Annotated in this window: 23 protein-coding genes; 17 read left to right on the top strand and 6 right to left on the bottom strand. The window is 44.1% G+C overall.

The window, feature by feature from the left end:
* Positions 1–96 precede the first annotated feature (96 nt).
* From xylA to chvE, 3 genes are all read left to right on the top strand, one after another.
* Complete coding sequence (gene xylA / locus WBM30_RS05140) at positions 97–1,404, top strand: xylose isomerase (protein ID WP_424899683.1); 1,308 nt, start codon at positions 97–99, stop codon at positions 1,402–1,404.
* 52 nt (positions 1,405–1,456) lie between these two features.
* Positions 1,457–2,950 carry a xylulokinase gene (gene xylB, locus WBM30_RS05135; RefSeq protein ID WP_424899682.1) on the top strand — a complete coding sequence of 498 codons (1,494 nt, stop codon included), beginning with the start codon at positions 1,457–1,459 and terminating at the stop codon, positions 2,948–2,950.
* A 204-nt stretch (positions 2,951–3,154) separates the two neighbouring features.
* Positions 3,155–4,243, top strand: coding sequence for a multiple monosaccharide ABC transporter substrate-binding protein (gene chvE / locus WBM30_RS05130; RefSeq protein WP_424899681.1), 1,089 nt, complete (start codon positions 3,155–3,157; stop codon positions 4,241–4,243).
* A 255-nt stretch (positions 4,244–4,498) separates the two neighbouring features.
* Here chvE and WBM30_RS05125 read toward each other — a convergent pair whose 3' ends face one another.
* The 3 genes from WBM30_RS05125 to WBM30_RS05115 all read right to left on the bottom strand — a co-directional run bounded on the left by WBM30_RS05125 (position 4,499) and on the right by WBM30_RS05115 (position 9,600).
* The gene (locus tag WBM30_RS05125) at positions 4,499–6,145 is read right to left on the bottom strand and encodes a glycoside hydrolase family 13 protein (RefSeq protein WP_424899680.1); all 1,647 of its coding nucleotides are present in this window, start codon (positions 6,143–6,145) and stop codon (positions 4,499–4,501) included.
* Positions 6,142–7,767 carry a glycoside hydrolase family 13 protein gene (locus WBM30_RS05120; protein ID WP_424899679.1) on the bottom strand — a complete coding sequence of 542 codons (1,626 nt, stop codon included), beginning with the start codon at positions 7,765–7,767 and terminating at the stop codon, positions 6,142–6,144. Before WBM30_RS05120 ends, WBM30_RS05125 begins: the two co-directional genes overlap by 4 nt.
* Positions 7,768–7,836: 69 nt before the next feature.
* Positions 7,837–9,600, bottom strand: coding sequence for a glycoside hydrolase family 13 protein (locus tag WBM30_RS05115; RefSeq protein ID WP_424899678.1), 1,764 nt, complete (start codon positions 9,598–9,600; stop codon positions 7,837–7,839).
* A gap of 297 nt (positions 9,601–9,897) precedes the next feature.
* On the opposite strand from WBM30_RS05115, the gene WBM30_RS05110 reads away from it, so the two are divergent.
* The 3 genes from WBM30_RS05110 (at position 9,898) to WBM30_RS05100 (ending at position 13,478) form a co-directional block, all read left to right on the top strand.
* Entirely contained in the window at positions 9,898–11,169 is a 1,272-nt protein-coding gene (locus WBM30_RS05110; protein WP_424899677.1) for an extracellular solute-binding protein, read from the top strand.
* Positions 11,170–11,251: 82 nt separating this feature from the next.
* Positions 11,252–12,601: a carbohydrate ABC transporter permease gene (locus tag WBM30_RS05105; protein WP_106450179.1), complete on the top strand. Its 1,350-nt coding sequence runs from the start codon at positions 11,252–11,254 to the stop codon at positions 12,599–12,601.
* A 4-nt stretch (positions 12,602–12,605) separates the two neighbouring features.
* Positions 12,606–13,478 (top strand): sugar ABC transporter permease, encoded by an 873-nt coding sequence (locus WBM30_RS05100; protein WP_424899676.1) that lies wholly within the window; start codon positions 12,606–12,608, stop codon positions 13,476–13,478.
* A 318-nt stretch (positions 13,479–13,796) separates the two neighbouring features.
* On the opposite strand, the gene WBM30_RS05095 is transcribed toward WBM30_RS05100, so the two are convergent.
* Together WBM30_RS05095 and WBM30_RS05090 are read right to left on the bottom strand one after the other, a co-directional pair.
* The gene (locus WBM30_RS05095; protein WP_424899675.1) at positions 13,797–15,242 is read right to left on the bottom strand and encodes a glycoside hydrolase family 1 protein; all 1,446 of its coding nucleotides are present in this window, start codon (positions 15,240–15,242) and stop codon (positions 13,797–13,799) included.
* A gap of 119 nt (positions 15,243–15,361) precedes the next feature.
* Positions 15,362–16,090 carry a MurR/RpiR family transcriptional regulator gene (locus tag WBM30_RS05090; protein ID WP_424899674.1) on the bottom strand — a complete coding sequence of 243 codons (729 nt, stop codon included), beginning with the start codon at positions 16,088–16,090 and terminating at the stop codon, positions 15,362–15,364.
* Positions 16,091–16,298: 208 nt separating this feature from the next.
* On the opposite strand from WBM30_RS05090, the gene WBM30_RS05085 reads away from it, so the two are divergent.
* Positions 16,299–17,132, top strand: coding sequence for an AraC family transcriptional regulator (locus tag WBM30_RS05085; protein WP_424899673.1), 834 nt, complete (start codon positions 16,299–16,301; stop codon positions 17,130–17,132).
* Between the two features lie 97 nt (positions 17,133–17,229).
* Entirely contained in the window at positions 17,230–18,540 is a 1,311-nt protein-coding gene (locus tag WBM30_RS05080; protein ID WP_424899672.1) for an alpha-glucosidase/alpha-galactosidase, read from the top strand.
* Positions 18,541–18,913: 373 nt separating this feature from the next.
* Here the strand turns inward: WBM30_RS05080 and WBM30_RS05075 are convergent, their stop codons facing one another.
* Positions 18,914–19,099 (bottom strand): transposase, encoded by a 186-nt coding sequence (locus WBM30_RS05075; RefSeq protein ID WP_424899671.1) that lies wholly within the window; start codon positions 19,097–19,099, stop codon positions 18,914–18,916.
* A 365-nt stretch (positions 19,100–19,464) separates the two neighbouring features.
* Here WBM30_RS05075 and WBM30_RS05070 point away from each other — a divergent pair, with 365 nt between their 5' ends.
* From WBM30_RS05070 to WBM30_RS05030, 9 genes are all read left to right on the top strand, one after another.
* A complete protein-coding gene (locus WBM30_RS05070) occupies positions 19,465–19,734 on the top strand; it encodes a hypothetical protein (protein ID WP_424899670.1) in 270 nt (89 codons plus the stop codon).
* Positions 19,735–19,922: 188 nt separating this feature from the next.
* Positions 19,923–20,675, top strand: a complete 753-nt coding sequence (locus WBM30_RS05065; RefSeq protein ID WP_424899669.1) for a GntR family transcriptional regulator — start codon at positions 19,923–19,925, stop codon at positions 20,673–20,675.
* A gap of 28 nt (positions 20,676–20,703) precedes the next feature.
* Positions 20,704–21,912, top strand: a complete 1,209-nt coding sequence (locus WBM30_RS05060; protein WP_424899668.1) for a glycoside hydrolase family 88 protein — start codon at positions 20,704–20,706, stop codon at positions 21,910–21,912.
* 18 nt (positions 21,913–21,930) lie between these two features.
* The gene (locus tag WBM30_RS05055) at positions 21,931–22,425 is read left to right on the top strand and encodes a PTS sugar transporter subunit IIB (protein ID WP_086986197.1); all 495 of its coding nucleotides are present in this window, start codon (positions 21,931–21,933) and stop codon (positions 22,423–22,425) included.
* 28 nt (positions 22,426–22,453) lie between these two features.
* Entirely contained in the window at positions 22,454–23,248 is a 795-nt protein-coding gene (locus tag WBM30_RS05050) for a PTS mannose/fructose/sorbose/N-acetylgalactosamine transporter subunit IIC (RefSeq protein ID WP_424899667.1), read from the top strand.
* The gene (locus WBM30_RS05045; RefSeq protein ID WP_424899666.1) at positions 23,238–24,053 is read left to right on the top strand and encodes a PTS system mannose/fructose/sorbose family transporter subunit IID; all 816 of its coding nucleotides are present in this window, start codon (positions 23,238–23,240) and stop codon (positions 24,051–24,053) included. The genes WBM30_RS05050 and WBM30_RS05045 overlap by 11 nt, the downstream gene beginning before the upstream one ends.
* Positions 24,054–24,069: 16 nt before the next feature.
* Positions 24,070–24,483, top strand: coding sequence for a PTS sugar transporter subunit IIA (locus WBM30_RS05040; RefSeq protein ID WP_424899665.1), 414 nt, complete (start codon positions 24,070–24,072; stop codon positions 24,481–24,483).
* 6 nt (positions 24,484–24,489) lie between these two features.
* Positions 24,490–24,771, top strand: coding sequence for a preprotein translocase subunit YajC (locus WBM30_RS05035; RefSeq protein WP_424899664.1), 282 nt, complete (start codon positions 24,490–24,492; stop codon positions 24,769–24,771).
* A gap of 14 nt (positions 24,772–24,785) precedes the next feature.
* Positions 24,786–26,324 (top strand): alginate lyase family protein, encoded by a 1,539-nt coding sequence (locus tag WBM30_RS05030; protein ID WP_424899663.1) that lies wholly within the window; start codon positions 24,786–24,788, stop codon positions 26,322–26,324.
* Positions 26,325–26,332: the final 8 nt, after the last annotated feature.

Raw genomic sequence — 26,332 nt, 5'->3', positions numbered from 1 at the left:
GCTTGACAACAAAAAAATATTCGTTTATATTATGTTCATGAGTTAGTTGAGCGAACTAACCCAAAGACAAGATAACATTTTTTAGGAGGAAAAGAAATGAGTTATTTTTCAACAGTAGATAAAATCAAATATGAAGGCGTTACCACAGAAAACCCAATGGCATTCCGCCATTACAATCCGTCTGAAGTCGTGATGGGCAAAACCATGAAGGAGCATTTGCGTTTCGGTGTCGCATACTGGCACACAATGACGCAGGACGGCTCCGATCCTTTCGGAAGCCCTACGAACATCCGCACCTGGGAAGGGTCTACTCCAATGGAAACCGCAAAAAACCGTGTGGAAGCTTTCTTTGAAATTTTGGAAAAACTTGATGTTGAATTTTTCTGCTTCCACGATGTCGACATCGCCCCTGAAGGCGATTCTCTGGAAGAATTCTTCAATAACATTGATGAAATCACAGACCTGATCAAAGCGAAGATGGATCAAACCGGCATCAAACTGTTGTGGAACACAGCCAACATGTTCTCCCACCCGCGTTATGTGAACGGAGCTGCTTCCTCCAATAGCGCTGAAGTTTTTGCCTATGCGGCAGCACAAGTGAAAAAAGGTTTGGACATCAGCAAGAAACTGGGCGGCGCAAACTACGTCTTCTGGGGCGGCCGTGAAGGCTACGAGTCCTTATTGAATACGGACATGAAATTCGAGCAAGACAATATTGCCCGCTTGTTCAAAATGGCAGTTGTTTACGGCGAGAAAATCGGCCACAAACCACAGTTCCTGATTGAACCAAAACCGATGGAGCCGTCCAAACACCAATATGATTTCGATGCAGCAACAACAATGGCCTTCATCCAAAAATATGGTTTGGAAGGCGACTTCAAACTGAACCTGGAAGCGAACCATGCGACATTGGCTGGACATACATTTGAACATGAAATGAATGTAGCCCGTTGCTACGATGCGCTGGGATCGATCGATGCCAACCAAGGCGACATGCTGTTGGGCTGGGATACGGACGAATTCCCGACGAACATCTACGATACGACATTGGCTATGTATGAAATCCTTGAGAACGGTGGGATTGCACCGGGCGGAATCAACTTCGATTCCAAAGTACGCCGCTCCTCATTCGAGATGGAAGATTTGTTGTTGGCACATATCGCCGGGATGGACACTTTTGCCCGCGGATTGAAAGCTGCGGCCAAGTTGAAAGAGGAACGTTTCTTCGATGATCTGAAAGACAAACGATATGCCAGCTACAATGAAGGAATCGGCGCAAGAATCTTGTCGGATGAAGAAACATTAGAATCATTGACAGAGTATTCCATGCAAAACGGAGACATCAAACTGGAGTCAAGCCATCTTGAATTCGTCAAATCCCGTTTGAACGATTACCTAGTATAATCCATACAGAAGTTGTTCGGTTGATGGGTGCAACAGAATAGGAGCAAAAATTATGGCGTATGTGTTAGGAATAGACTTGGGAACAAGTTCATTGAAGGGATTGCTACTGGATCAGCACGGTAAAGCAGTAGCTTCCGCTCAAAAAGATTATCCGCTGATCCATCCGAAATCCGGCTACAGCGAGCAGGAGCCGGGGCAATGGATTCTGGCTTGCGAATATGTACTGGACAGGCTGAAAGATGAAGTTGCAGACTTCACTGTACAATTGGAAGGAATCAGCTTCTCCGGCCAGATGCATAGTTTGGTTGTGTTGGATGAAGATAATAATGTCCTCCGCAATGCGATTCTGTGGAATGACGTCAGGACAACCAAACAGTGCAAGGCGATCACGGATGCCTTCGGGGAAGAACTGCTTGCGATTACGAAAAACATCGCATTGGAAGGATTCACTTTGCCGAAAATTCTGTGGATCCAGGAAAATGAGCCGGAAATCTGGGACAAGGTGCGGCATATGCTGTTGCCAAAGGATTATCTGGGATATTGGATGACCGGTACCATGCATATGGATTACTCGGATGCAGCCGGCACGCTGCTTCTGGATGCGGAAAAGAAAGCATGGTCCAAACCGATTCTTGAAAAATTCAACATCCCGGAAACCCATTTGTCTGAATTGATCGGATCTTCGGGAATGACCGGAAACCTGCGGCCGGAACTGGCGAACCGCTTCGGCTTTGAAAAAGAAGTAAAAGTATTTGCGGGTGGCGCTGATAACGCCTGCGCTGCAATTGGCGCCGGTATTGTGAATGCCGAGACCGGCATGGCCAGCATCGGAACATCCGGTGTGTTCCTCGCTTTCGAGGATTCGGCTGAACAGGATTACCAAGGAAAATTGCACCTGTTCAACCACACCATTGAAGATGGGTACTACTCGATGGGCGTCACTTTGGCGGCAGGACACAGTCTCAACTGGTTCAAGGATACGTTCGCACCGGACAGCACATTCGAGGAACTGCTGGAAGGGATGGATGCAATCAAACCGGGTGCAGAGGGCTTGTTGTTCACCCCGTATATAGTCGGGGAACGCACGCCGCATGTCGACAGCAAAATCCGTGGCAGTTTTATCGGGATGGACACGAATCATACGATTAAACATTTTGCACGAGCGGTTCTGGAAGGAATCACCTTCTCCTTGAAGGATTCGCAAGTATTGATGGAGAAAGTAGCTGGAAAATCCTTTAAGCGGATCGTTTCCGTTGGCGGAGGAGCCAAAAATCCGGATTGGCTGCAAATCCAAGCAGATGTTTTCGATGCCGAAATCACCTGTCTGGAAGTCGAACAGGGACCTGGATTGGGCGCTGCAATGTTGGCAGCGGTCGGACTTGGATGGTTCCCAACAGTGACTGCTTGCGCAGATGTGTTTGTTGCCTACAAAGATGTCGTCCGGCCTATTCCGGAAAACGTTGCAGTCTATCAAAAAATATATGCACTGTATACGCAAGTTTACGGAGCTACAAAAGAAATTTGTCATGCGTTGGCGAAAGAATAACAGTCTATTTGTGCAGAAATTTGAGCGTGCAACATTAAGATTTTTGGGTTTGAATCATGGGAACGAATCGTGGCTGGATGGTTTCATACCCTCCAGCCATGATTCGCGAAATGATGCCAAGGAACGGACAACCCATTTAATGTAAGCGTTATTTTTATTGATGTGGTACAGATGTAAAAATAATCAGCAGTGGAGGAATTTGGAATGAAATTCAGTTTGAAAAAAGGTATCCTTGCAACAGTAACGTTGTTATCTGCAGTGGTCTTGGGAGCTTGCGGAAGTGGCAATGCTTCTACCGGAGAAAGTGGCTATGTCGGGATTGCGATGCCAACGAAATCGATGGAACGATGGATTTCGGACGGTAACAATATGGTGACGGAATTGGAGAAGCTGGGTTATAAAACGGACTTGCAATACGGAGAAGACAAAGTCGAAAATCAGATTGCGCAAATCGAGAATATGATCACAAAAGGCGTAGATCTTTTGGTGATAGCCCCCATCGATGGTTCTGCTTTAACGAACGTTTTGGAAAAAGCTGCGAACGAGGATATTGAAGTTATCGCTTACGACCGTCTGTTGATGAATTCCGAGCACGTGGATTACTATGCTACATTCGATAACTTCGGCGTTGGGGTTCTTCAGGCTTCCTATATCGAAGATGCATTGAACTTGAGTGAAGGTGAAGGCCCTTATAATATTGAATTATTTAGTGGATCTCCAGATGACAATAATGCTTTGATCAATTACGATGGTGTGATGTCCGTGTTCCAACAGTACCTTGACAGCGGTCAACTGGTTGTTCGTTCCGGGCAAACAAAATTCAGCCAAATCGCAACGCTGCGTTGGGACGGATCGACTGCCCAAGGACGGATGGATAATCTGTTGAGCGCAAACTATTCAGATGAAACATTGGATGCCGTCTTGTCTCCCAATGATACGATCAGTTTGGGGGTCATCTCTTCCTTGAAAGGGGTAGGCTACGGTTCAGCAGACAAGCCGATGCCGGTCATTACAGGACAAGATGCAGACCAAGCAGGCGTGAAATCGATCATTGCAGGCGAACAAACGCAGACTGTATTTAAAGATACGCGTATTTTGGCTAAAAATACAATCGAGATGATTGAAGCTATCTTCAAGGGCGAAGAAGTACCTGTCAATGACACCGAAACCTACGACAACAGCGTTAAAGTGGTGCCGACCTATTTGGCAAACCCAATCTCTGTCGATAAAGAAAACTATAAAGCTGAACTGATCGATACCGAATATTACACAGAAGAAGATCTAGCGCAATAAGCAGAATGCACGAAGAAGGGGTTGTCTCATTCGGGACAGCCCCTTCTTCGTGCATTCATTTTAGCGTTTTGTAAAACTTTATTCGGGGTGATAGATGAGACTGGTTTCCTCCGGCGAACGGAGGCTACGCCGGAGGACGGCCCACATTTGAAGTCTGTGCTCCGACTAGGACAGGCTCGCGGGAGAAGAGCCCGCAAATTACCGCTTTACTCCGGCCAAAGCAGCCTCGCCGGAGGAGTGCATCGATTCCGACGCTCAACTCTGGTCAGCGGGCACCGCAGCAATTTCCTCAAATACCCAAGCATCATAGGGTTGCAGCTGTACGCGCTTTTCGATAGCCATCTGCTCGGAATTCGTCAGCAGCAAGTGCCATTTTTTGTTGGACACTCTTGTCGGAAGGTCGATTTGGCAGGCTTTCCGGCTAAGATTCGTGAGGACGAGCACCTGTTTTGTGTCCGATTTCCGCAAATAAGCGAAGACCTGCGGATGATTTTTCAGAATCAGTTCGAAGGTACTATCGGAAAATACGGGCTGATTTTTTCTCAAACGGATCAAATGCTTGTAATGACTCAAAACGGATTGTTCATCTTTTTCCTGCTCGGCGATATTCAAATGTTCAGCGTTACTGTTCACTGCCATCCAGGGCAGCAACTCGGAAAATCCGCCAAACATGCCGCCTTCCCATTGCAGCGGCGTGCGCGAATGGTCCCGCGTCCAATGGGTGACGTTGCGCAATGCATCTTCTGGGGAAGAGCCGCTATCCAAGAGAATGCGATAGAGATTGTGCGAATCTTGGGCATCGACTTGTTCCATCGACTCGAAGGCGAAGTTGGTCATGCCGATTTCCTGGCCTTGATAGATGAAGGGCGTCCCTTTCAGCAGCATGTACATCGTCGCGATCGCTTTGGCTGATTTGGGCGATTCATCCCCCAGAATCGAAGCGATCCTCGGATTATCATGATTCTCCACGTACAGGGCGTTCCATCCGTTTGATCCCAAGTCTTTTTGCCAACGGGAAAGCACCTTTTTGAATCCCAACAGATTGAGCCGTTCCGAACCCGGTTGGCCTTCGCGCACGTTATGCTCCAACTCAAAGATCATATTCAAATAGCCGTCTTCTTTGGTCCAATGCGCGGCTTTTTTGCTGGAAACGCCGCTTGCTTCCCCGACCGTCATGATAGGGTATGCATCAAAAATTTCCTTCAGCTCCTGCATATAGACTTCGATTCCCGAGACGTTCATAAAGGGCGCCCAAGGATTGTCGGTGATTTTGAAATCCCACGGTTCTTTCTGGATATGACTGATCGCATCCAGGCGGAAGCCGTCGATCCCCAAGTCCAGCCACCAGCGGATCATCCGGTAGATTTCTTCCCGCACTTTCGGATTTTTCCAATTCAGATCGGGCTGTTCCGGAGCGAAGACATGGAAATAGGCCTGACCCGAGCGGTCGTCGTAAGTCCAGGTCGATCCGCCGAAGAAACTTTGCCAATCATTCGGCATTTTATTTTCCGTCGCATCCGCCCACAAATAATAATCGCGGTAGGGGTTTTCGCAGCCTTTTTTCGCTTCCAGAAACCAAGGATGCTGATCGCTTGTATGGTTCACGACCAGATCCATGATGATTTTGATGCCTGCAGCATGGGCTTTTTCCAACAGTTCCTCGAAGTCGGCCATCGTCCCGAAATCGGGATGGATGTCCTGGTAATCGGAGATGTCATAGCCGTTATCGACATTTGGCGAAGCATAGACAGGGTTCAACCAAATGAAATCCACGCCCAATGACTTCAGATAAGGCAGTTTTTCGATGATTCCCTGCAGATCGCCGATGCCGTCGTGGTTGGCATCCCGAAAACTCCGTGGATAAATCTGATAACCTACCGCGTTTTTCCACCATCTGTTCATGCTTTCACCTTCACCACGAAGGCTTGCCAAGGCTTCAACTGCAGGTCCTTCAAACCGGTGATCTCATTCTCGGCATTCTGGATGATTACTTCGGCTATCTCATCATCGACCGAGAAGGACTGCGTGGCATCGGAGAAATTGGTTACGACTAGCCAGCGCTCGCCTTCATATTCTCGGTAATAGCTGATGACTTCGTCGACCGTATCGACCAGCTCGAATTCGCCCCAAATCATAATTGGGTTTTCTTTGCGCAAGCGGATCAGCTTTTGGTACGTATAAAAAATCGAATCCGGGTCCGCCAACGCAGCTTCCGTATTGATATCCGTGTAATTTTCATTCACGCCGACCCAAGGACTGCCTGTCGTAAATCCGCCGTGCAGTGAAGCATTCCAATGCATCGGGCGGCGGGCATTATCGCGGCCTTTCGCGTTGATCGATGCCAGGATCGCTGCCTCGGGATAGCCTTTCGCCAAGCGCTCGTGATACATATTGATCGTTTCGATGTCCCGTGCTTCCGCAATGGATGTGATCGGCGTATTGGTCATGCCGATTTCTTCGCCTTGATAGATGTAGGGCGTGCCTTTCATCATGTGCAGCAGGATTGCCAGCATTTTGGCGCTCTCCGAACGGTATTCCTGATCGTTGCCCCAGCGCGAAAGCATCCGCGGCAAATCGTGGTTGTTCCAGAACAGGGAATTCCAGCCATCGTGCCCGATTTCCGTCTGCCATTTGGCCAGAATCCGTTTCAGTTCAGCCACCCGCATCGGCTGCAGATCCCATTTTTCGCCGTCCGGTTTCTGGTCCAGGCCGATGTGCTCGAATTGGAAAACCATGGACAGCTCGTTGCGTTCAGGATCGGAATACAATTTGGCGATTTCCGGAGTCGCGCCCCAGGTTTCGCCGACGGTCAGCAGGTCGTGGTTGCCGAAAGTCGCTTGTTGCATTTCCTGCAGGAATTCATGCAGCTGCGGTCCGTTTCCCGTGATTCCTTTTTCGGGGATCTTTCCGATCAGGTCGATGACATCCATGCGGAACCCGCCGATTCCTTTGGCGATCCAGCGGTTCATCATCGCATAGATCTCCTGGCGCATGGCTTTATTTTGCCAGTTCAGATCCGGTTGTTTTTTGCTGAAAAGATGCAAATAATACTGTCCGCTCGCCGCATCCCATTCCCATGCCGGCCCGGAGAAGGCTGAGCCCAATTCGTTCGGCACGCCGCCGTCCGCGGCAGGATCGGCCCAGACGTAATAGTCACGGTACGGATTGTCTTTGCCTTTTTTGGCTTCGACGAACCAAGCGTGTTCGTCCGAAGTATGATTGACCACCAGATCCATCACCACTTTGATGTTGCGCTTGTCGGCTTCCGCGATGAAATGCTCCATATCTTCCATCGTGCCGAACTCGTCAAGAATGGCTTCGTAATCGGAAATGTCATATCCATTGTCGTCGTTCGGCGACTGGTAGACAGGCGAAAGCCAAATGGCCCCGATCCCCAATTTTTCCAGGTAGTCCAACTTTTCGGTCATGCCGGCGATATCGCCGATACCGTCGCCGTTGCTGTCCCTGAAGCTCCGCGGATAAATCTGATAAACGACAACCTCTTGCCACCAATGTTTTTCCATGCTGCAACCTCACTCCTTAGTCATTTCCTAAAATTTATTGTCCGAACTTCTCACCGCAACGTGCAGTTGTTATTCTTTCATCAACACAAAACCTTTGCGTTCCAATTCGACCGAGCCGTCCGACACATCCGCAAGGTTCGAGAACAAAGCCTCCCCGATCAGTTCGACCCGTGCCGTGTGTTCGCCGGTATTGAAGGCGCCGCGGATGACTTCGCCGCCCAGCATGCGCTCCAAAATGATTACGCCCGATTCTTCGGACACTTGACGCCAATAAACGGTGCCTTCTGAAAGAATCTTTTGCTGCTCTTTGCGGATGCCATTCAATTGTTTCACGAATCGGTGCAGGTTGCGGTCCTGTTTTTCCTCTTCCCAGACCATGCACTTGCGGCAATCCGGGTCCATCCCGCCGGTCAAGCCGATTTCATCCCCGTAGTACAGGCATGGGACCCCAGGCTGGATATAAGTGAACGCCATCGCTTGTTTCATGATGTCTTTGTCCTCGTTGGCTTCCGTCAAAAGGCGTGGCGTATCATGGGAATCCAAAATGTTGAACTGCATCTGGTTTGTCTGATCGCGGTAGAGCATCAGCTGGTTGTTCATTTCCGACACCATTTTACTCAATGATAGTTCATTCTTCACGAAATAGCCCATGATCGCATCGGTGAAGGCGTAGTTCATGACTGCGTGGAATTCGTCGCCCTGCAGCCAGTTCTGGGAGGAATGCCAAATTTCGCCGAGAATGTAGAAATCTTTTTTAGCTTCATCGCAGACGATCCGGAATTTTTTCCAAAAGGCGTGGTCGACTTCGTTCGCGACATCCAAACGCCAGGCGTCGATGTCGAAGGCTTCGATCCAGTAACGGGCGATGTTCAGCAGATAATCCTGGACTTCCGGATTGGCCGTATTCAATTTCGGCATATGTGGGTTGGCGGCAAAGACATCGTAGGTGATATCATAGGCATCCTCAAAATTTTCGCCTCGCTTGTACGAAGCCGGGAACTCATTGATGTGGAACCAATCGACATATTTCGAATCTTCCCCATTTTTAAGCACGTCTTGCCATTGCGGGGAAGAGTCACCGATATGGTTAAAGACGGCGTCCAGCATGACTTTCATGCCGCGCCTGTGGCATTCATCCACGAGTTTTTTGAAGGTTTCGGCATCGCCGAAAGCCGGGTCGATTTTCAGGTAATCGATCGTGTCGTACTTATGGTTGGAAGAAGCTTCAAAAATCGGGCAGAAATAAATGCCATTGATTCCCAGGTCCTCCAAATAATCGAGGTGATTGATGACTCCCTGCAGGTCACCGCCGAAGAAGTTCTGTCTGTTCGGGTCTTCCGAGCCCCAAGCAAGCGTGCCTTCCGGATCGTTGCTAGGATCCCCATTGGCGAAACGCTCCGGGAAAATCTGATACCAAATGGTTTCTTTGACCCATTCCGGTGTTTTGTAGCGATCGACTTCATGGAAGAAGGGCATCCGGAAGTAATTATTCGGCATCCGCAAATATTCTTCTTCTAATGGGTAGACGCCGTGATCGCCATAAAAGACGGAAATTCCGTCATGGCCTGTTAAGGCGAACGCATAGGATAAGCGTTTTAAGGGTGCATTCACTTGCACGAACCAGTAATCGTATAGATCGGTGGAAAGTGTTTTGATCATTTGAAGCGGTTTGCGGAACCACTCCTCTTTGTCCAAAAAATAAGGGTCTCCGTAAAGCAGTCCCATTTCTCGGACGTCTCCGCGTGCGGTACGCAAACGGACATGCATCGTTTCCGAGTCATATAGATAGGCAAACTCGCTTTCGGGACGATGGTAAAGCGCTGAAGTGTTCATAGTAGTATCGGCTCCTTTTCATTCTTTGTTTTCCCACATTGTGGCACATCGGATAATCGGTTGCAAGAACTTTTAGCAATCGGTTGCATTTTATTTTTGGGGTGGAGAATCACGTCGGTTGGATTTCGAATTATTAAAAAACCTTGATATAACTATATAAATAAGCTTTTCACAAACAATCTGACTCATCAAAAAAATAAACCGTTTTCTTTTTATGAGAAATAACGCTTGACTATTTAAGCAATCGGTTGCATAATCAGACTTGTAAAGGAAATTCATTTCAAGGGGGACAAGTAAGTGAAGACGAATTGGAAAAAATATTTTGGAAGCGGTTTAATCTTGGGGGCATCTGCTTTAATCTTGGGCGCATGCGGCGGCACAGCGGATACAAGCGACACTGGCTCGGCTGAGAACACATCCGGGGAAGTCGTTGTAGAAGGCGATGTTAAATTGTGGGTGGACACGGATCACGTGGAAGTCTTCAAAGGAATCGTGGCGGAATTTGAAAAAGAATTCCCTGAAGTTACGGTTGAAGTGGCAGCAGGAAGCTCAGCTGATGCAAAAAAAGATGTCTCGAAAGATCCAAAAGCGGCTGCCGATGTTTTCATGATGCCGCATGACCAGGTCGGTCAAATGGCTGAAGCGGGTTTGTTGTACCCGAACACAAAATACGCAGATGAAGTAAAAGCAAACAACGTGGAATCGGCTGTGGAAGGCGTAACGTGGAATGATGAGCTTTACGGCTACCCATACGGCGTTGAATCGCAAGTCCTCTACTATAACAAAGCGAAACTTACTGAAGACGATGTGAAGAGCTGGACGACATTGTCTGAAAAAGGCAAAATCGGCACAAATTTTGCTGAAGCTGGAGCCAACTATATCTTTGGACCGCTGTTCATGAGTAACGGTCTTTACTTGTACGGTGAAAACGGTGAAGATCCAAGCGGAACTAATTTCAATAACGAAAAAGGTGCTGAAGTACTTGCATGGATCGCAGCTCAAAAGAACAATCCAGGCGTGATCCAGTCCGGAGCTGAAGCTTTGGCAAACTTGGAAGCAGGCGTTTCGGATGCTTTCCTTTCCGGTCCTTGGTCCAAAAACGACGTAGTCAAAGCATTGGGCGAGAACATGGGCGTTGCGGCTTATCCGACAGTCGATTTCGGCAGCGGCGAAGTTCAAATGAAAGCTTTCTTGGGCGTCAAATTGTTTGCCGTCAACCAACAGACAGATGCTCCTTTAGCATCCATGGCTTTGGCTAACTACCTGTCCAATGAAACTTCCCAATTGACTGAATTCCAGGAAATGGGCGTCATCCCATCTAACAAAGTCGTTCAGGAAACAGCGGAAGTGCAAGAAGACGTTGTTGCAAAAGCGGTTATGGAAATGTCCCAACCTACTCATTCAGTTGTAATGCCTAAAGTTCCGGAAATCGTTTCGTTCTGGCCAGCAATGGATGCCATCATCAATGATGCATACAAAGGCAACATCACAGAATCCGAGTACATGGAAAAACTGGACAAATTGGTCAGCGACACATCCAAAGTGACAGAACCTGAAGAAGAAAAATAATAATAAAAATTAAAAAGGGAGGGCGAAAGATCACGCATCTTTCGTCCCTCCTATTTAAATGATGAAAGTGAGTGGGGAAGCCATGTTCAAGAAAAAAAGTTACGGCCAGCAGATGACCTTTCGGGAATTGTTCAAAGAAGGGGACGTCGCAACAAAACTTTCCTTTGTTGTCATGGGAGCTGCCAATCTTGCCAATAAACAATACTTAAAGGGTTTGATTTTCCTGTTTTCGCAGATCGCCTTCTTCTATTGGCTGATCCGCAACGGAGTGCACGCGCTGTCCATGTTGGCGACGTTGGGTACTCAGGGGCAAGGGCTCGTTTTTGATGAACGCTTGGGGATTGAAGTGCTGCAAGAGGGCGACAACTCGATGTTACTGCTATTATTCGGCATTGCTGCCATTGTAATTTGTGTGCTCCTTGTTGGTTTGTACATCATCAATCTGAAAAGCGCACGGCATATCCATGAACTTAAAGTAGCGGATGAAAAGATTCCGAGCACGATGGATGATTTGGCGAGTCTGCTGAACGAACGGTTCTACCTTACCCTGATGACGATTCCGTTGTTGGGCGTACTGCTGTTCACGGTCCTGCCGTTGCTTTACATGATCTCGATCGCCTTCACGAACTATGATCATACGCACTTGCCGCCGAAAAACCTCTTTACCTGGGTCGGCTTGGTGAACTTCGGTAACGTCATTTCCGGAAATATGGCAGACACCTTCTTCCCGGTCTTGGGCTGGACGCTGATCTGGGCTACGCTGGCGACGGTCACTTGCTTTTTCTTCGGCATCCTGCTGGCACTTTTGATCAATACCAAAGGCTTGAAATTCAAAGGCGTTTGGCGCACGATTTTCGTCGTCACGATGGCAGTGCCGCAGTTCATCTCGCTGCTGGTTATGCGCAATCTGTTGAATGGCGCGGGTCCCATCAATGCAACGCTGCTGAATCTGGGCCTGATCGATTCCGCCATTCCGTTTTTGACGGATCCGATTTGGGCAAAAATTACGGTCATCGTCGTCAATATGTGGATCGGTATTCCGGCAACGATGCTGGTTTCGACGGGGATCATCCAAAACCTGCCGACTGATCAAATCGAGGCGGCACGGATCGATGGCGCCAACAAGTTGCAGATTTTCAGGAACATCACTTTCCCGCAAATTTTGTTCGTCATGATGCCTGCGTTGATCCAACAGTTCATCGGAAACATCAACAACTTCAACGTTATTTTCCTGCTGACCGGCGGCGGACCTTCGAATTCCGACTTTTACGGAGCGGGTTCGACGGACTTGCTGGTTACGTGGCTGTACAACTTGACGGTCAACACGATGGACTACAACTTGGCATCCGTCATCGGCATCCTGATCTTCATCCTGTCCGCAGCGTTCAGTCTGCTGGCCTACACAAGAACGAATTCATTCAAGGAGGGCTAAAAAAATGGCAAAAGCAAAGAAAACAACAGGATACAAAGCGCAGCGGCGGTATTCGCTGGCTGCAGTCTACGCCGTCCTGGCTGTCCTATCGGTCATTTGGATGTTCCCTATCGTATGGATCGTTTTGACCAGCTTCCGGGCAGAAGGCGGCGCGTTCGTTCCCTACATTATTCCAAAATCATTCACGTTGGAAAACTACAGGATTCTCCTGCAGAACACAACCGGTAATTATCCGTTTGTGCGCTGGTTCCTGAACACGCTGTTTGTTTCCGTGATCAGCTGCATCCTGTCGACTTTCATCACGATCGCAATGGCGTATGCATTGTCGCGCCTACGCTTCAAGATGCGGAAACCGTTCCTGAAAGTGGCGCTGGTCCTGAACATGTTCCCCGGATTCATGAGCATGATCGCCGTGTACTACATCCTGAAAGCCCTGAACCTGACGGAAAGCCTGCTTGCCTTGATTCTGGTCTATTCCGCGGGCTCCGCGTTGGGCTTCTACATCGCCAAAGGATTCTTTGATACAATCCCGATGGCGCTGGATGAATCGGCCATGATCGACGGTGCGAACAAATGGCAGATTTTCACGAAAATCACGTTGCCATTGTCCAAACCGATTATCGTGTACACGTCTTTGTTGGCTTTCATGGGACCGTGGATGGACTTCATCTTCGCAAAAATCATCATGGGCGACAACATCCCGAACTACACGATAGCGATCGGGCTGTTCACGATGATGACCCGCACAACTGCGAACTCGCTGTTCATGGCGTTCACCGCAGGCTGCGTGCTGATTGCCATCCCGATCACGATCCTGTTCATCTTCATGCAACGCTTCTATGTGGAAGGCGTGACTTCCGGATCAGTCAAAGGATAAAAATGTATAGTGAAAAAGCCCAAAAGGCGCTCTTGACGGAGCGCCTTTTGGGCTTTTCTGGTTTTTTTTGTTGGGGTAGGTAATATTGGCGTGAAAACATGGATACTTTGGAGTTATTCATGATTAAGACGGTATTCGGGCTCGAAAAGATAAATACTTTGGATTTATTCATGGTTTCAATCAACATTTCACCGCGCGTTCAATCAGCCCGTGGTCGCCAAGCCCTTTACTTTAATTTGAATAACATAAGGTGCTATCATATCTATAAGCAAAGGGGGTGTCTCATTTTATTTTGAGACACCCCCTTTTAAGTTCTATCTATAGTTCTTCTCCATTTGTAGTAATTACCTGCTTATACCAATCAAATGATTTTTTCTTGCTTCTTTCTAAAGTACCATTGCCATAATCGTCTTGATCAACGTAGATGAAACCGTAACGTTTAGACATTTCAGAGGTACTTGCACTAATTAAATCGATACAACCCCAGCTTGTGTACCCAATAAGATCTACACCCTCTTTGATCGCTTCTTTCATTTGCTCAATATGTGCACGCATATAATCAATACGATAATCGTCGTTGATTGAGCCGTCTTCCTCTACTTTATCATAGGCGCCAAGTCCATTTTCCACGATAAACAACGGTACTTGGTAGCGATCATACATTTTCTTTAAGGTAATACGCAATCCTTTAGGATCGATTTGCCATCCCCAATCAGATGACTCTAAATAAGGGTTTTTCACACCACTAAAGAAGTTCCCTTTTTCCTTCTTCTTACCAGGTGCTCCGCTGGCAACCATTGACATATAGTAACTAAAGGATAAGTAATCCACTGTATGTTGCAGTAATATTTCCTCATCGCCAGGAAGCATGTTAATCTTGATATCATTTTCTTCAAAATAACTTAACATGTAACTTGGATAATATCCACGAACTTGGACGTCAGTGAAGAACAGGTTCATTTGGTCTTCTTTCAGTGCTTCTAATACATCATCTGGACTGCAAGTTTCTGGATATACTTCCATACGAGCCAGCATACAACCAATCATGGCATCAGGGATCATTTCATGACATGCCTTGACCGCTCTAGCGCTTGCTACAAACTGATGATGTAATGCTTGATAAACCGTTTCTTCCTTGTGTTCTACTTCATCTATAAGAACACCACTACCAATATATGGAGACATCGTTGAAACGTTAATTTCATTGAACGTTAACCAGTATTTCACTTTTCCTTTATAACGATCAAATACCGTTTCTGCATAATGAACAAAGAATTCAACTACGCGTCGATCTGCCCAACCATTATATTTTTGAACTAAAGTAAGAGGAATTTCATAGTGTGATAACGTCACAAGTGGCTCAATTCCATATTTCAGTAATTCATCGAATACTTTGTCATAGAAAGCTAGCCCTTCTTCATTTGGCTCTGTCTCATCACCATTTGGAAAAATACGAGGCCAAGAGATGGACATACGGAATGTTTTAAAGCCCATTTCTGCAAACAGTGCAATATCTTCTTTATAACGGTGGTAGAAGTCGATACCACGACGTTTCGGGAAGTTATCTCCAACGTTTCCTGCTAAAAGATCCTCAAGTTCCTTTTTGCTTCTGATATCCATTTCGATTTCATTTGCACGCTCTTCTTTTGGTATAAACTGAACCATATCAAAAATGGAAAGGCCTTTGCCCCCCTCGTTGTAAGCTCCTTCTAATTGGTTTGCAGCCGTAGCTCCACCCCATAAAAAACCTTTTGGAAATGTCATATTATATTCCTTCTCTCGACTTTTTTTGTTTCTAATTTTATTATAATTTAGTGATGCTAAAAAAACTGGTCAAAAAGAGACCAGTTTAAGGCTAAGTAAGAAGAATGTTGTTATTGGAATCAATGGAACAATACATCAAACAATCTTAATAACGTTTGACTACTGACAGCACTATTTTCAATTTTTCCACACTGTAAAATTTCATCAAATAATTCTAGATGTTGATGTGGCTCCGAGAAGGTAATAAGTAATTTCTTTCCCTTTGTCTTTTTAATTTTTTCAAATAAGAGGAATTCCTCTGATAGTAAGTGTCCCTGTATAGAAATAGTGATGATCATATCTTCCTCTGTCAATATGTCCAGATCATCCATTTGTTTGAAAAGATTTGTATTGCACTCACAAAATTTCCCTGCAAGAAGTATTTTTTTTTGCAACTCCAAAGCTTGGATTTGATGCTTTTCAAAACCTAATATGACAACTCTACGGGATTTGCCAATTTGATTTACAATCCGCTCAATCTGTTCCCTAGGGATATTTTCAATTATTTCCACGTTTTCCTTTAATTGCTCTATAAACCTATCTCCACTTAGGTCACTATCGTTCTTTTCAAGAGATGGCCCATACTTCATTACAGAATTTCTTAAGTTTGAAAAATTTCTAAAACCAATTCTTTTGCAGAAACGATTAATTGTAGAAGGAGCTACATTACATACCTCTGCTGCTGTTTCTAATGAAAATCCCTCAATCTTATGAAAATTTTCGAGCAACGTTTTCGCTATATGGTAGTTAATATCCTTATCAAGAGAGTTATTTATGTATGCTAAAAGATTATAAATCAATGTTTCCACATTTCCCACCTCAAGTGAATAATTCATGTTAGTTGGACAATCATTTCATTATTTTAACATTAATTCCCTTTTTTTATTTGTGATTAGTGCTAAAATCTACCTGTACAAATGTACTGATGAATGACACCATCGAAGCCGGTCCAATCGGAAAGCAGCGTTGCCCGGCCTTTAAGGTTATGATAAATAAAAAGATAACAGAGGATATACCATGAATGAAAAACCATTTAAGGATCTATTTTTTAAAGAATACTATTTCTCGGATTTTTTCTTTTTCAATGTAGGCTATGAAAAATGTCAGAGCAAGCATCGGTTTGGCCCTTCGTTACGGGATAACTATATCGTGCACTTTGTGATCAGCGGAAAAGGAAGATATACCGTGAACGATACAACGCATCACTTGGGTGCGGGTGATTTTTTTCTGATCCGGCCGAATGAACTGATTAATTATGAAGCGGATGTGGAAGATCCCTGGGAATACTATTGGATAGGATTTTCGGGAAACAAGGTGAAAGAAATCCTGCAGACAAACGGCATGGGAGTTAAAGACTATATAGGGCAAGTTGACACGAAAGAAGAGTTGCGGGAAAAATTCGAGAGTTTTATACAATCCGATTTCTTTGATGATTCGCAAAAATTAGCAAACCAGGCCTACTTCTATGACATTTTTTCTTTCTTCAAAATTCATAATGAAGGTGTGGAAATGGAGGTCCGCGTCAGCCAAAGGACAAAATACAGCGAAGCCTTTTTGTTGTACGTGGAAAATAATTATTATCGCGAGGATTTGACGATCGAAGAAATTGCGAAATCGATGTACCTGCATCCTTCCTATTTCAGCCAGGTGATCAAAGAGGAGTTGGGTTTGAACGCCCTCAAATATTTGAACCTGTACCGGATGAACAAAGCCAGCCAACTGCTGAAAACGACGGAATTGTCGATCGAGGAAATCTCAAGCGCTGTAGGATATGAGAACCGGCACTCTTTTTCGAGGGCCTTCAAACACAGGTTTCACAGTTCGCCGACCGAATATAAGGCTGAAAAATAAGACCTACAAAATTGTACCCTGTAACTAAAATCATGCACTTTTGTTTCAGTAAGAATAAACTATACTGGAGACATCAAATAGAAAAAGGAGCATGGATATGGTTAAAATTTGTTTTATCGGTGCAGGCAGTACGATTTTTGCAAGGAATGTTTTAGGGGACACGATGTTGACGCCGAGTCTTCAAGATGCAGAGATCGCATTGTACGATATTGATGAAAAACGCTTAAAAGAATCCGAATTAATGCTTAAGACGATCAACAAAAACTCGAATCAAAACCGCGCTAAAATAAAATCTTTCAGCGATAGAAAAGAAGCGTTGAAAGATGCGAATTTCGTCATCAACGCAATCCAAGTTGGTGGATATAAACCGAGCACCGTGATCGATTTCGAGATCCCTAAAAAATACGGCTTGCAGCAGACGATTGGGGACACTGCCGGGATTGGCGGTATTTTCAGAGGATTGCGCACACTTCCAGTGATGTTTGATATCGCCAAAGACATGGAAGCGGTTTGTCCGGATGCATGGTTATTGAATTACACCAATCCGATGGCCATTTTGACGATGGGCATGCTGAAAGCGACGAAGATCAAAACGGTCGGTTTGTGCCACAGTGTCCAAGTCTGTGTGCCGGAACTATTCGAACATTTGGGGATAAAAGATCAATACAATCTCGAGGAATTCCAATGGAAAATCGCCGGCATCAACCACATGGCTTGGCTGTTGGAAATCAACCGAAACGGAAAAGATTTCTACCCTGAAATTCGCCGACTGGCTTCAAAAATCGCTGATCCGCATAAGGATTCTGTGCGCTTTGAATTGATGAAACATTTTGGCTACTACATCACAGAATCCAGTGAACATAATGCGGAGTACCATCCTTATTTCATCAAAAAGAATTATCCGCAGCTGATTGATCAATTGCAAATCCCGATTGATGAATATTTGCGCAGATGCGTTACCCAAATCGAAGGCTGGGAACTCCAAAGAGAAGAGATCGTCAATAACGGTTTGCTAGAACATACAAGAAGCCGCGAATATGCCTCTTATATTATGGATGCGATTACAACGGGAAATCCGACTGTGATTGCCGGAAATGTTCTGAATAAAGGTCTGATCACGAACTTGCCTGAAGATTGCTGTGTGGAAGTTCCGTGTTTGGTGGACAAAAATGGCGTTCAACCTACCTATGTAGGCAACCTGCCTACGCAATTGGCCGCATTGAATCGAACAAACATCAATGTCCAGGAATTGACGGTTGAAGCCGCAATGACACTTGAAAAAGACAAAATCTATCAAGCGGCATTGATGGACCCTCATGCGAGTTCAGAACTGTCCATTTCGGAAATAAAAGCAATGGTGGACGAATTGATCGCTGCCCATGGCGATTATCTGCCGGCTTATAAATGAAAAAAACAGGGAATTTCAGGTGTTCCGAAAAGACTCCGATTCCGCTAAAAAACAAGAGCAACCTCGTGAGGTTGCTCTTGTTTTTCGTTGTCTACCCATGCGTGAAGCCACAGCGTGCAGAAACCATTGCAGTGTTGATGGATAAAAATAAGTTGCTTAAGTTCTTTTATTCTAGTGTAGTGTATCGTTGATATTTAGAAATATAGTCGATATCCTCAATGTGCATCAAATATTTGAACATACAATTTTAGGATACAACGAAGCCAACTTTGTCCGCGCATTATTATTTGTAAAATGCCAACGGATTTTTGATGATTGGGTATTCCGTTCTCTCTCCCATGCAGCCAACTCCGAACGGAGTTTCTCAAAATCATCAAAATCTGCGATGTAAACATTGCCTAGTCATAACGTTCAATTCTATTTCGGCAATATTCAACCAACTGCCATGTAATAGCGTGAAGTGAACCTCTAAGCGGCGAGCTATCCTCCGTGCCTCTTCAGGCGGAAATGCTCTGTAGAGTGAAGCGATTGTATGTGTATTGAGATTATCCAGAACCAAAGTGATTTTTCAACCTCGGGATAACCAATGTCTACAAGGTATTGAATCTCCTCGGCCCAAGCTACTGCGGTTCGCTGCTTACGGACGTTAACGTGTCGGACACCACCTAGTGGTTCAGTGAAGATAAAAATGCTACAAGTTCCTTCTATTACGTATTCAGAATCAATTTTTTGATTACTGCCTTTTCGCATAGGAAGGGGTTCTCTTGATTCACCCAGAAGTTGATAGGGTTTTTCGTCCATACAAACGACGGGGTCGTACAAGCGGTGCACGATGCGGAAACCGGTGCGACAGGAATCAATTTATAGGAGAATATCCCAACGACAATTGGCGCAGTAACGCTGTTTCAAGCAGCTTCTCTAACTATGGAGGAGACTAAAGATACAATCAAAATTTCTGTATCCGATCCAAGTATGTTGAATGACACAGGGATTGATCTGCGACTAGATGGGAAAAAATTGCAAGTTCTTAATAAGCCAGACAATGTGGTGGTGAAAACCACGGAACTGATAATCTCAAAAGGGAAAAAGAGTAAGGCTGGGAAATCTGAAAAGACTCAGAATAATAATGAATCTATCAATGCAAAACGAAGACAGGTTTTTAGGGCGGTCAGAAGTTCAGAAGGAACTGAATAGATGATTTTAGATGCTTGGTCCTATTTTTGACCATGAAAAGTGTTGATTTAGCGGGAAAATTAAGCCACCTTTTCCCGCTTTAAAAAAATTCGAATAATTAACGAAAACACTTGCAAAATGATCCTCAAAGATATATTATGGCGTTAACGGGTTAACACGTTAAGTTAGGAAACGGAGGATGCATCCACATGAAATACAAATACGAGATAATTGAGGGCGACATTAAGCGCATGATTGAAGATGGGACTTTGAGCCCTGGAGACCGCATTTATTCAGAAGACGAAATAAAAAAGAAATACAACGTAAGCAGTACGACTGCTGTGAAAGCTTTGCAAAACCTAGTAGCAGAAGGATATCTGATCAGAAAACAAGGGGAAGGCACTTTCGTCAGAAAAAGCTACAAACATAAAAAAGTCTATGTAGATGAAGAACTACCAATGCATCAAAAATTGAAAGCATCTACCATTGGCGGGAAAATCGAAGAAACGAAAAAATGGGTGTTCGTCAAAGAAATCGTAGATGCCCAAATTGCTGAACAGTTGAAGATTGAACCAAATGATCCGATCATTCATTTTTGCAGAGTAGGTTTGGTGGGCGGCACACCATGGACTTTTCAAAATAGTTATATTGCAAAAAAACGTTTGCCGGCAATCGAGGAAACAAAAATAAAAGCGTCATCTTCTCTTTCGGATTTCTTGAAGGCTGCGACAAATATCAATTTATTTGGACTCCCGATGAAAGCGCGGGTATCCATTGCATTCCCAATAAATGAAGTGGTTGCGGAACAATTGGAAATTGATCAGAATGTACCCGTCTTCTTGAATGAAAGAGTAAGCTATCATCCAGATAATACGCCGTTTGAATATTCGAAAACCTATATTCATCCGGATTACTATGCTTTACAAATTATGTCCGACGTACCGCTGCATGATATTGAGTAACAAATATGGAGGAGGAAATCGAGAATACATGAACTGCGAGGAATTGGAAAGTAAAAAATTAGCTATCGAGAAATTGATCAGCAGTGAACGTTACTTCAAAGAAGGCTTGTTATCAAAGCAAGTTGTAGAGGAAGCTATCGAGAAAGCAATCAAGAAAATTGATCAGAACATAACACAATTTGGAGAACGCTTCCCTGCACCAGCTACAAAAAACAACAGTTATGAAACAATTGGAAATATTGAGTGGACGAATGGTTTTTGGACAGGTCAGTTGTGGTTGGCATACGAGTATACCGGCGATAAAAAGTACAAAGAACTTTCAGAAAAGCATGTCGAGTCATTCTACCATCGCATAAACAATAATATTGAAGTCGATCATCATGACTTAGGTTTTTTGTACACGCCTTCATGTGTTGCGGCCTATAAATTGACTGGCAATGAAACTGCGAAAGAAGCGGCTATTCTAGCGGCTGATAAACTAATCAGCCGCTACCAAGAGAATGGTAAATTTATTCAAGCTTGGGGAGAACTAGGGGCAGAAGATAACTACCGTCTGATTGTGGATTGTTTATTGAATATTCCACTGCTTTATTGGGCGGCGGATATAACCGGAAAAGATCATTATCGAGAAATAGCTCATAATCATTATCAAACAACGATAAAGAATGCTATCCGTGAAGATGCGTCAGCATTCCATACATTCTATTTCGATCCAGCGACAGGTAATCCATTATATGGAAAAACACGTCAGGGATATAGCGATAGTTCTTCTTGGGCACGTGGCCAGGCATGGTTGATTTATGGAATCGCATTGAATTATTCCTATCTTCCAAATGAAACCGCTATCCCTCAATTTGAAGCCGTTACCAATTATTTTTTGAATCGTCTGCCAGAAGACTTTGTCTGCTATTGGGATTTAATATTTGGTAAAGAAGACAATCAGTCACGGGACAGCTCTGCAGCTGCAATTGCTGTGTGTGGCATGAATTTGATGGATAAATATCTACCGGCAACACACCAATATAAAGAAGTGTACAGATATAGCGCACACGCTATTTTAAAAGAACTTATCGCACGCTATACAGATGATTTGAGTAATAACGCAACCGCCTTGATCAATCACGGAGTCTATTCATGGCATTCGGGCAAAGGTGTGGACGAGGGGAATAACTGGGGTGACTATTATTACTTAGAAGCACTCATTCGCTATTACAAAGACTGGGAAATGTACTGGTAAAAAATAGGAGGAAAAATAATGAATCAACCAAATGTTAAGATGCTTCGGATTGATGAACGACTTATTCATGGGCAGGGTCAATTATGGTTAAATTCTCTAGGAGTTAACCTCGTGATTGTCGCAAATGATGAAGCTGCAACGAATCCCATTCAACAAACGTTAATGAAAACAGTAGTTTCTAAGGATATAGGCATGCGATTTTTTTCAATCGATAAAACAAATGAAGTGATTTTTAAAGCCAGTCCTCAACAAACAATATTTGTGGTTGTGAAAAGTCCGGAAGATGCCTTGAGACTAGTAGAAGGTGGGTTTCCGATTAAAGAAATCAACATTGGAAATATACATTCCGATCAAGGGAAACAAAAGGTCTCACAATTCATTTATTTGGGTGAAAAGGATAAAGAATCTTTAAGAACTTTACGCGATAAACATCACATTACATTCAATACACGCACTTCTCCAATGTCAAATGATGGAGAGAAAACAGCAGCTACTTTAAATAACTTTCTGTAAGAACTAAGTTTGAGGAGGAAATAATAGTATGGACATATCCATGGGACAAGCATTATTGATTGGTTTAGTCACGGCATTTTGTTTTGCAGGGCAATTGATGGGTCTTTATACAAATCGGGTTATCGTATTATCTTTCTTTATGGGATTGATTTTGGGTGATCTGCCGACAGCGTTGATGATGGGCGCTATTGGTGAATTAGCGTTTATGGGATTTGGTGTTGGTGCGGGTGGTACAGTTCCTCCGAACCCGATGGGACCTGGTATTGTCGGAACAATCATGGCCATCACTTTGAAAAATAGCGGGATGACGGTAGAATCTGCCTTGGCGTTGTCCTATCCGTTTGCTGTTTTATTCCAGATAGTTGTTACGGCAACATATACAGCGATGTCAGGTACAAGTGCAACGATTAAAAAAGCAATCGAAAAAGAAGACTATAGGAAGTTCAAATTTCTCTCCAACTCCACCTTTTTAACGTTTTTAGTCGTAGGATTTCTCATCGGGTTTGTATCTGCAGTAAGTATGTCCAGTTTACAAGCTTTTGTTGAAGCGTTCCCACAATGGTTAGTTACTGGCTTGACAGTAGCAGGCGGCTTATTGCCGGCTATCGGGTTTGCAATGATCATGACCGTTATGTTCAAAAAAGACTATGCAGCCTATCTTTTATTGGGTTACGTTTGTATCGCTTATCTAGAACTCCCTGTTATGGGCGTGGCAATCATCGGTGCTATCTTCGCTTTGATTGACATGTATAACAAACAAAATGATGTTTCAAACAGTGCAGTAGTAGCGACGACAGGGGAGGACTTTGAAAATGGGATCTAAACAGCCGGTATTAACAAAAAAGGATTATATTAAAACATCATTACGCTCCTATTTTATGCAAAATGGTTTCAACTATACCAGTTACCAAGGAACTAGTTATGCCTACAGCATTTTCCCAGCTTTGGAAAAAATATATAAAGATGAACCGCAAAAATTAAAAGATGCTGTCGATGGAAATATCGAATTTTTCAACACGAATCCTCAGACGGTTCCTTTTATCTCTAGTTTGCAATTAGCGATGTTGGATCACGGCGAAGACGTCGAAGATGCTAGAAGTATCAAACTTGCTTTGATGGGACCTCTTTCTGGTATTGGTGACTCCATTGCCCAATTCGGTTTGGCACCCCTCATCTCCACTATTTGTGCAGGTATGGCCTTGGATGGAATTGTTGCGGCACCAATCATATTCTTGATTGCTATGATCGGAAGCATGTTATCCATTAAGCTGACAATGGGACTATTAGGTTATAAGTTGGGAACCAGCATCATTGATACGTTAAGCCAACAAATTTCTAAAATATCAAGAGCAGCGACTATTGTCGGGGTTACGGTTATCTCTGGATTGGCTGTGAATTTCGTAAAGGTGAACATGAAATTACAATATGCAACAACGTTGGCATCCGGTGAAGAACAAATCGTAGCTTTACAAACGATACTGGATAAAATCATACCAAAACTAGGCTCTGTTTTAGTGACAGTGGTCGTTTATATCTTGATCAAGAAATATAATTGGACCACTTATAAATTGATCGGTTTATTGATGGTTGTCGGAGTTGCATTATCTGCATTAGGAATTTTAGGGTAAGGATTGGAGTAGAAGAATGTATAAAATTGCAATAGTTGGACATGGGAACTTTCCTGAGGGTGTTTTATCCGCGCTCAGCCTATTAATTGGAGAAAATGAGAACGTTGTCGCATACAATCTGAACGACGAAAGAACACACGAAGTATTGGAACAGGATGTTACTGCCCTTCTGAAAGATAATGAAAAAGTCATTATTTTTGCTGACTTGACTGGCGGGGCTCCCCATCAAATTTCAGCTCGTATCATGTTGGAAAATAAATTCTCCGAAAATCAATACGTCATTTCTGGAATCAACTTGGGCTTAGTTGTCGAATTGACAATGAAATTCCTTTATTCCGACATAAAAGATGAAGAAGCGGCAGCAGCCATTCAAGAGGCTATCGAGCAAAGCCGAAGTATGATAATGTCCATGCAAAGTGGGATGGTGTAATAAGTAATGAGGGAATATTGGATCTGGGGTTTGGTTAGCAGCACTTTTGTACTGAGCTTTATAGTCCAGCCGTTCCTTCAATACCGCAACCGGAAGAATAACCAAGAATCCTATCTTCAGTTTCAAAAAAAACTGAAGATAGGTGATTTTGTTTTACTCTCTTCCGGTATTTTCGGCAGAATTACGCAAATGAATGATGAGAAGTACAGCATCGAAATTGCAGATAAAGTCATCGTTCAGATCATTCCGCAAGCCGTCGTCGGTATTGATAAAGAACGGAGCCAGTAATGGGAGGAAACGGAGTGTTTGATAAGCGAGCGTTCAAAATGTATGAAGAGCGTTTTTGTGACAAGGAATGGCTAACTTACGTCAAAGATACACCTCGTGCAAAACATATCATTTACAAGGCGAATTTAATCTGTCAGAACATCTTTCTGTTTGATGACCCTTTAGATATGGAGTGTTGTTATATACCCCATTATTTTAAGGATATAGATTGGGTATTCACTCCAAATGGAGATGACGAGTGGATTTATATGCTGAACAGACAAGGATTCATGGTGGAACTTAGCCAAGCATTTTTGTTGACCGGAGAACAAAAGTATATTCAAAAATGGAAAAAACTGGTATTTGACTGGATTGAAAAAGTAGGTATAAAGGACAAATCAAATCACACTGCTTGGCGGATAATTGATACGGGAATCCGTTGCAGAAACTGGGTGACCTCACTGCTGCTTTTTCAACATCTGGCACCGCTATCTGAGGTAGAGGAACAACAGATTAAATATTCTTTGGAATCACAAATCAAGGATATTTTCGCCAACTCCAGGAAGAAACATATTCTTAGTAATTGGGGAGTCCTTGGGGTGACGGGAATATTAGCAGTGGATTTACTGTACCCGAATATTTTAGCAAAAGAAGAACGTGGATGGGCCTGGAAACAATTTGAAGAACAATTGCGTATTCAATTTTACCGAGATGGCTATCATTGGGAACAAAGCCCCCTGTATCAATTTGAAGTATTGATGAGTAGCGCAACGATAATGATGCATTATGATTATCTCGAGCGTGAAACACCATTTTCTATTCGTGAAAGGCTTTTGAATGGCGTTCAAGCAAGTTATTATCTGGAGGACTTGTCAGGTAAGCTGCTGGCGTTGCATGATAGTGATCCTGTTGATATCCGGATTGAAAGGGATTGCTTGAATGCGGTTTTTTCTACGGACGAAGCTGTTCGTACGGATGAATATTTGCTTTATGTAGGGATGAAATTCAAACATAATCAGGTGGACTCGGAGAAAAAATCTCTCTATTCAGGAGAAGCGAGCGGCAACATTATCTATAAAAATCCTGAGAAAGGCGTATTCTATAGCCTTCATAATGGAAGACATGGTAGCGGGCACGGACATGCTGCGTTAGGTAATTTTTCTTTTTCATTAGGGGGAACACCTGTCATAGTCGACCCGGGGAGGGGGACTTACACGGAATCTCCCATAAGAAATTATTTGAAGTCGGAATACGCCCATAATGTGATCATTCTGGATGGACACCCAACTACCGTTCCGAAGGGTTCCTGGGAATATGAGCGAGTAGGGAATCCCGTTGCACAATCGGTCTATGAAGATGATGAAGTTCAAGTATCTGAAGTTGTTTATGCTGGGAAAACATCAGAATACACAAATGCTTGCTTCAGAAGGATTGTGTTGTTTTTTAAAGAGTCGTTTTATGTTGTGATCCTTGATATCGTTGATGCGATAGGTGTGCATATGGCTTCTCGCTCGTTCCAACTGCATCCTTCTGTAGAGGTGACAGAGGAGGGCGAGTCGTTGAATATTTTTTAGGCTGGATT

Source organism: Trichococcus sp. (genome assembly GCF_049684335.1).
Classification (GTDB): Bacteria; Bacillota; Bacilli; order Lactobacillales; family Aerococcaceae; genus Trichococcus.
Note: the sequence above shows the minus strand (reverse complement) of the source record. Positions and strands in the feature narration are given on the sequence as shown.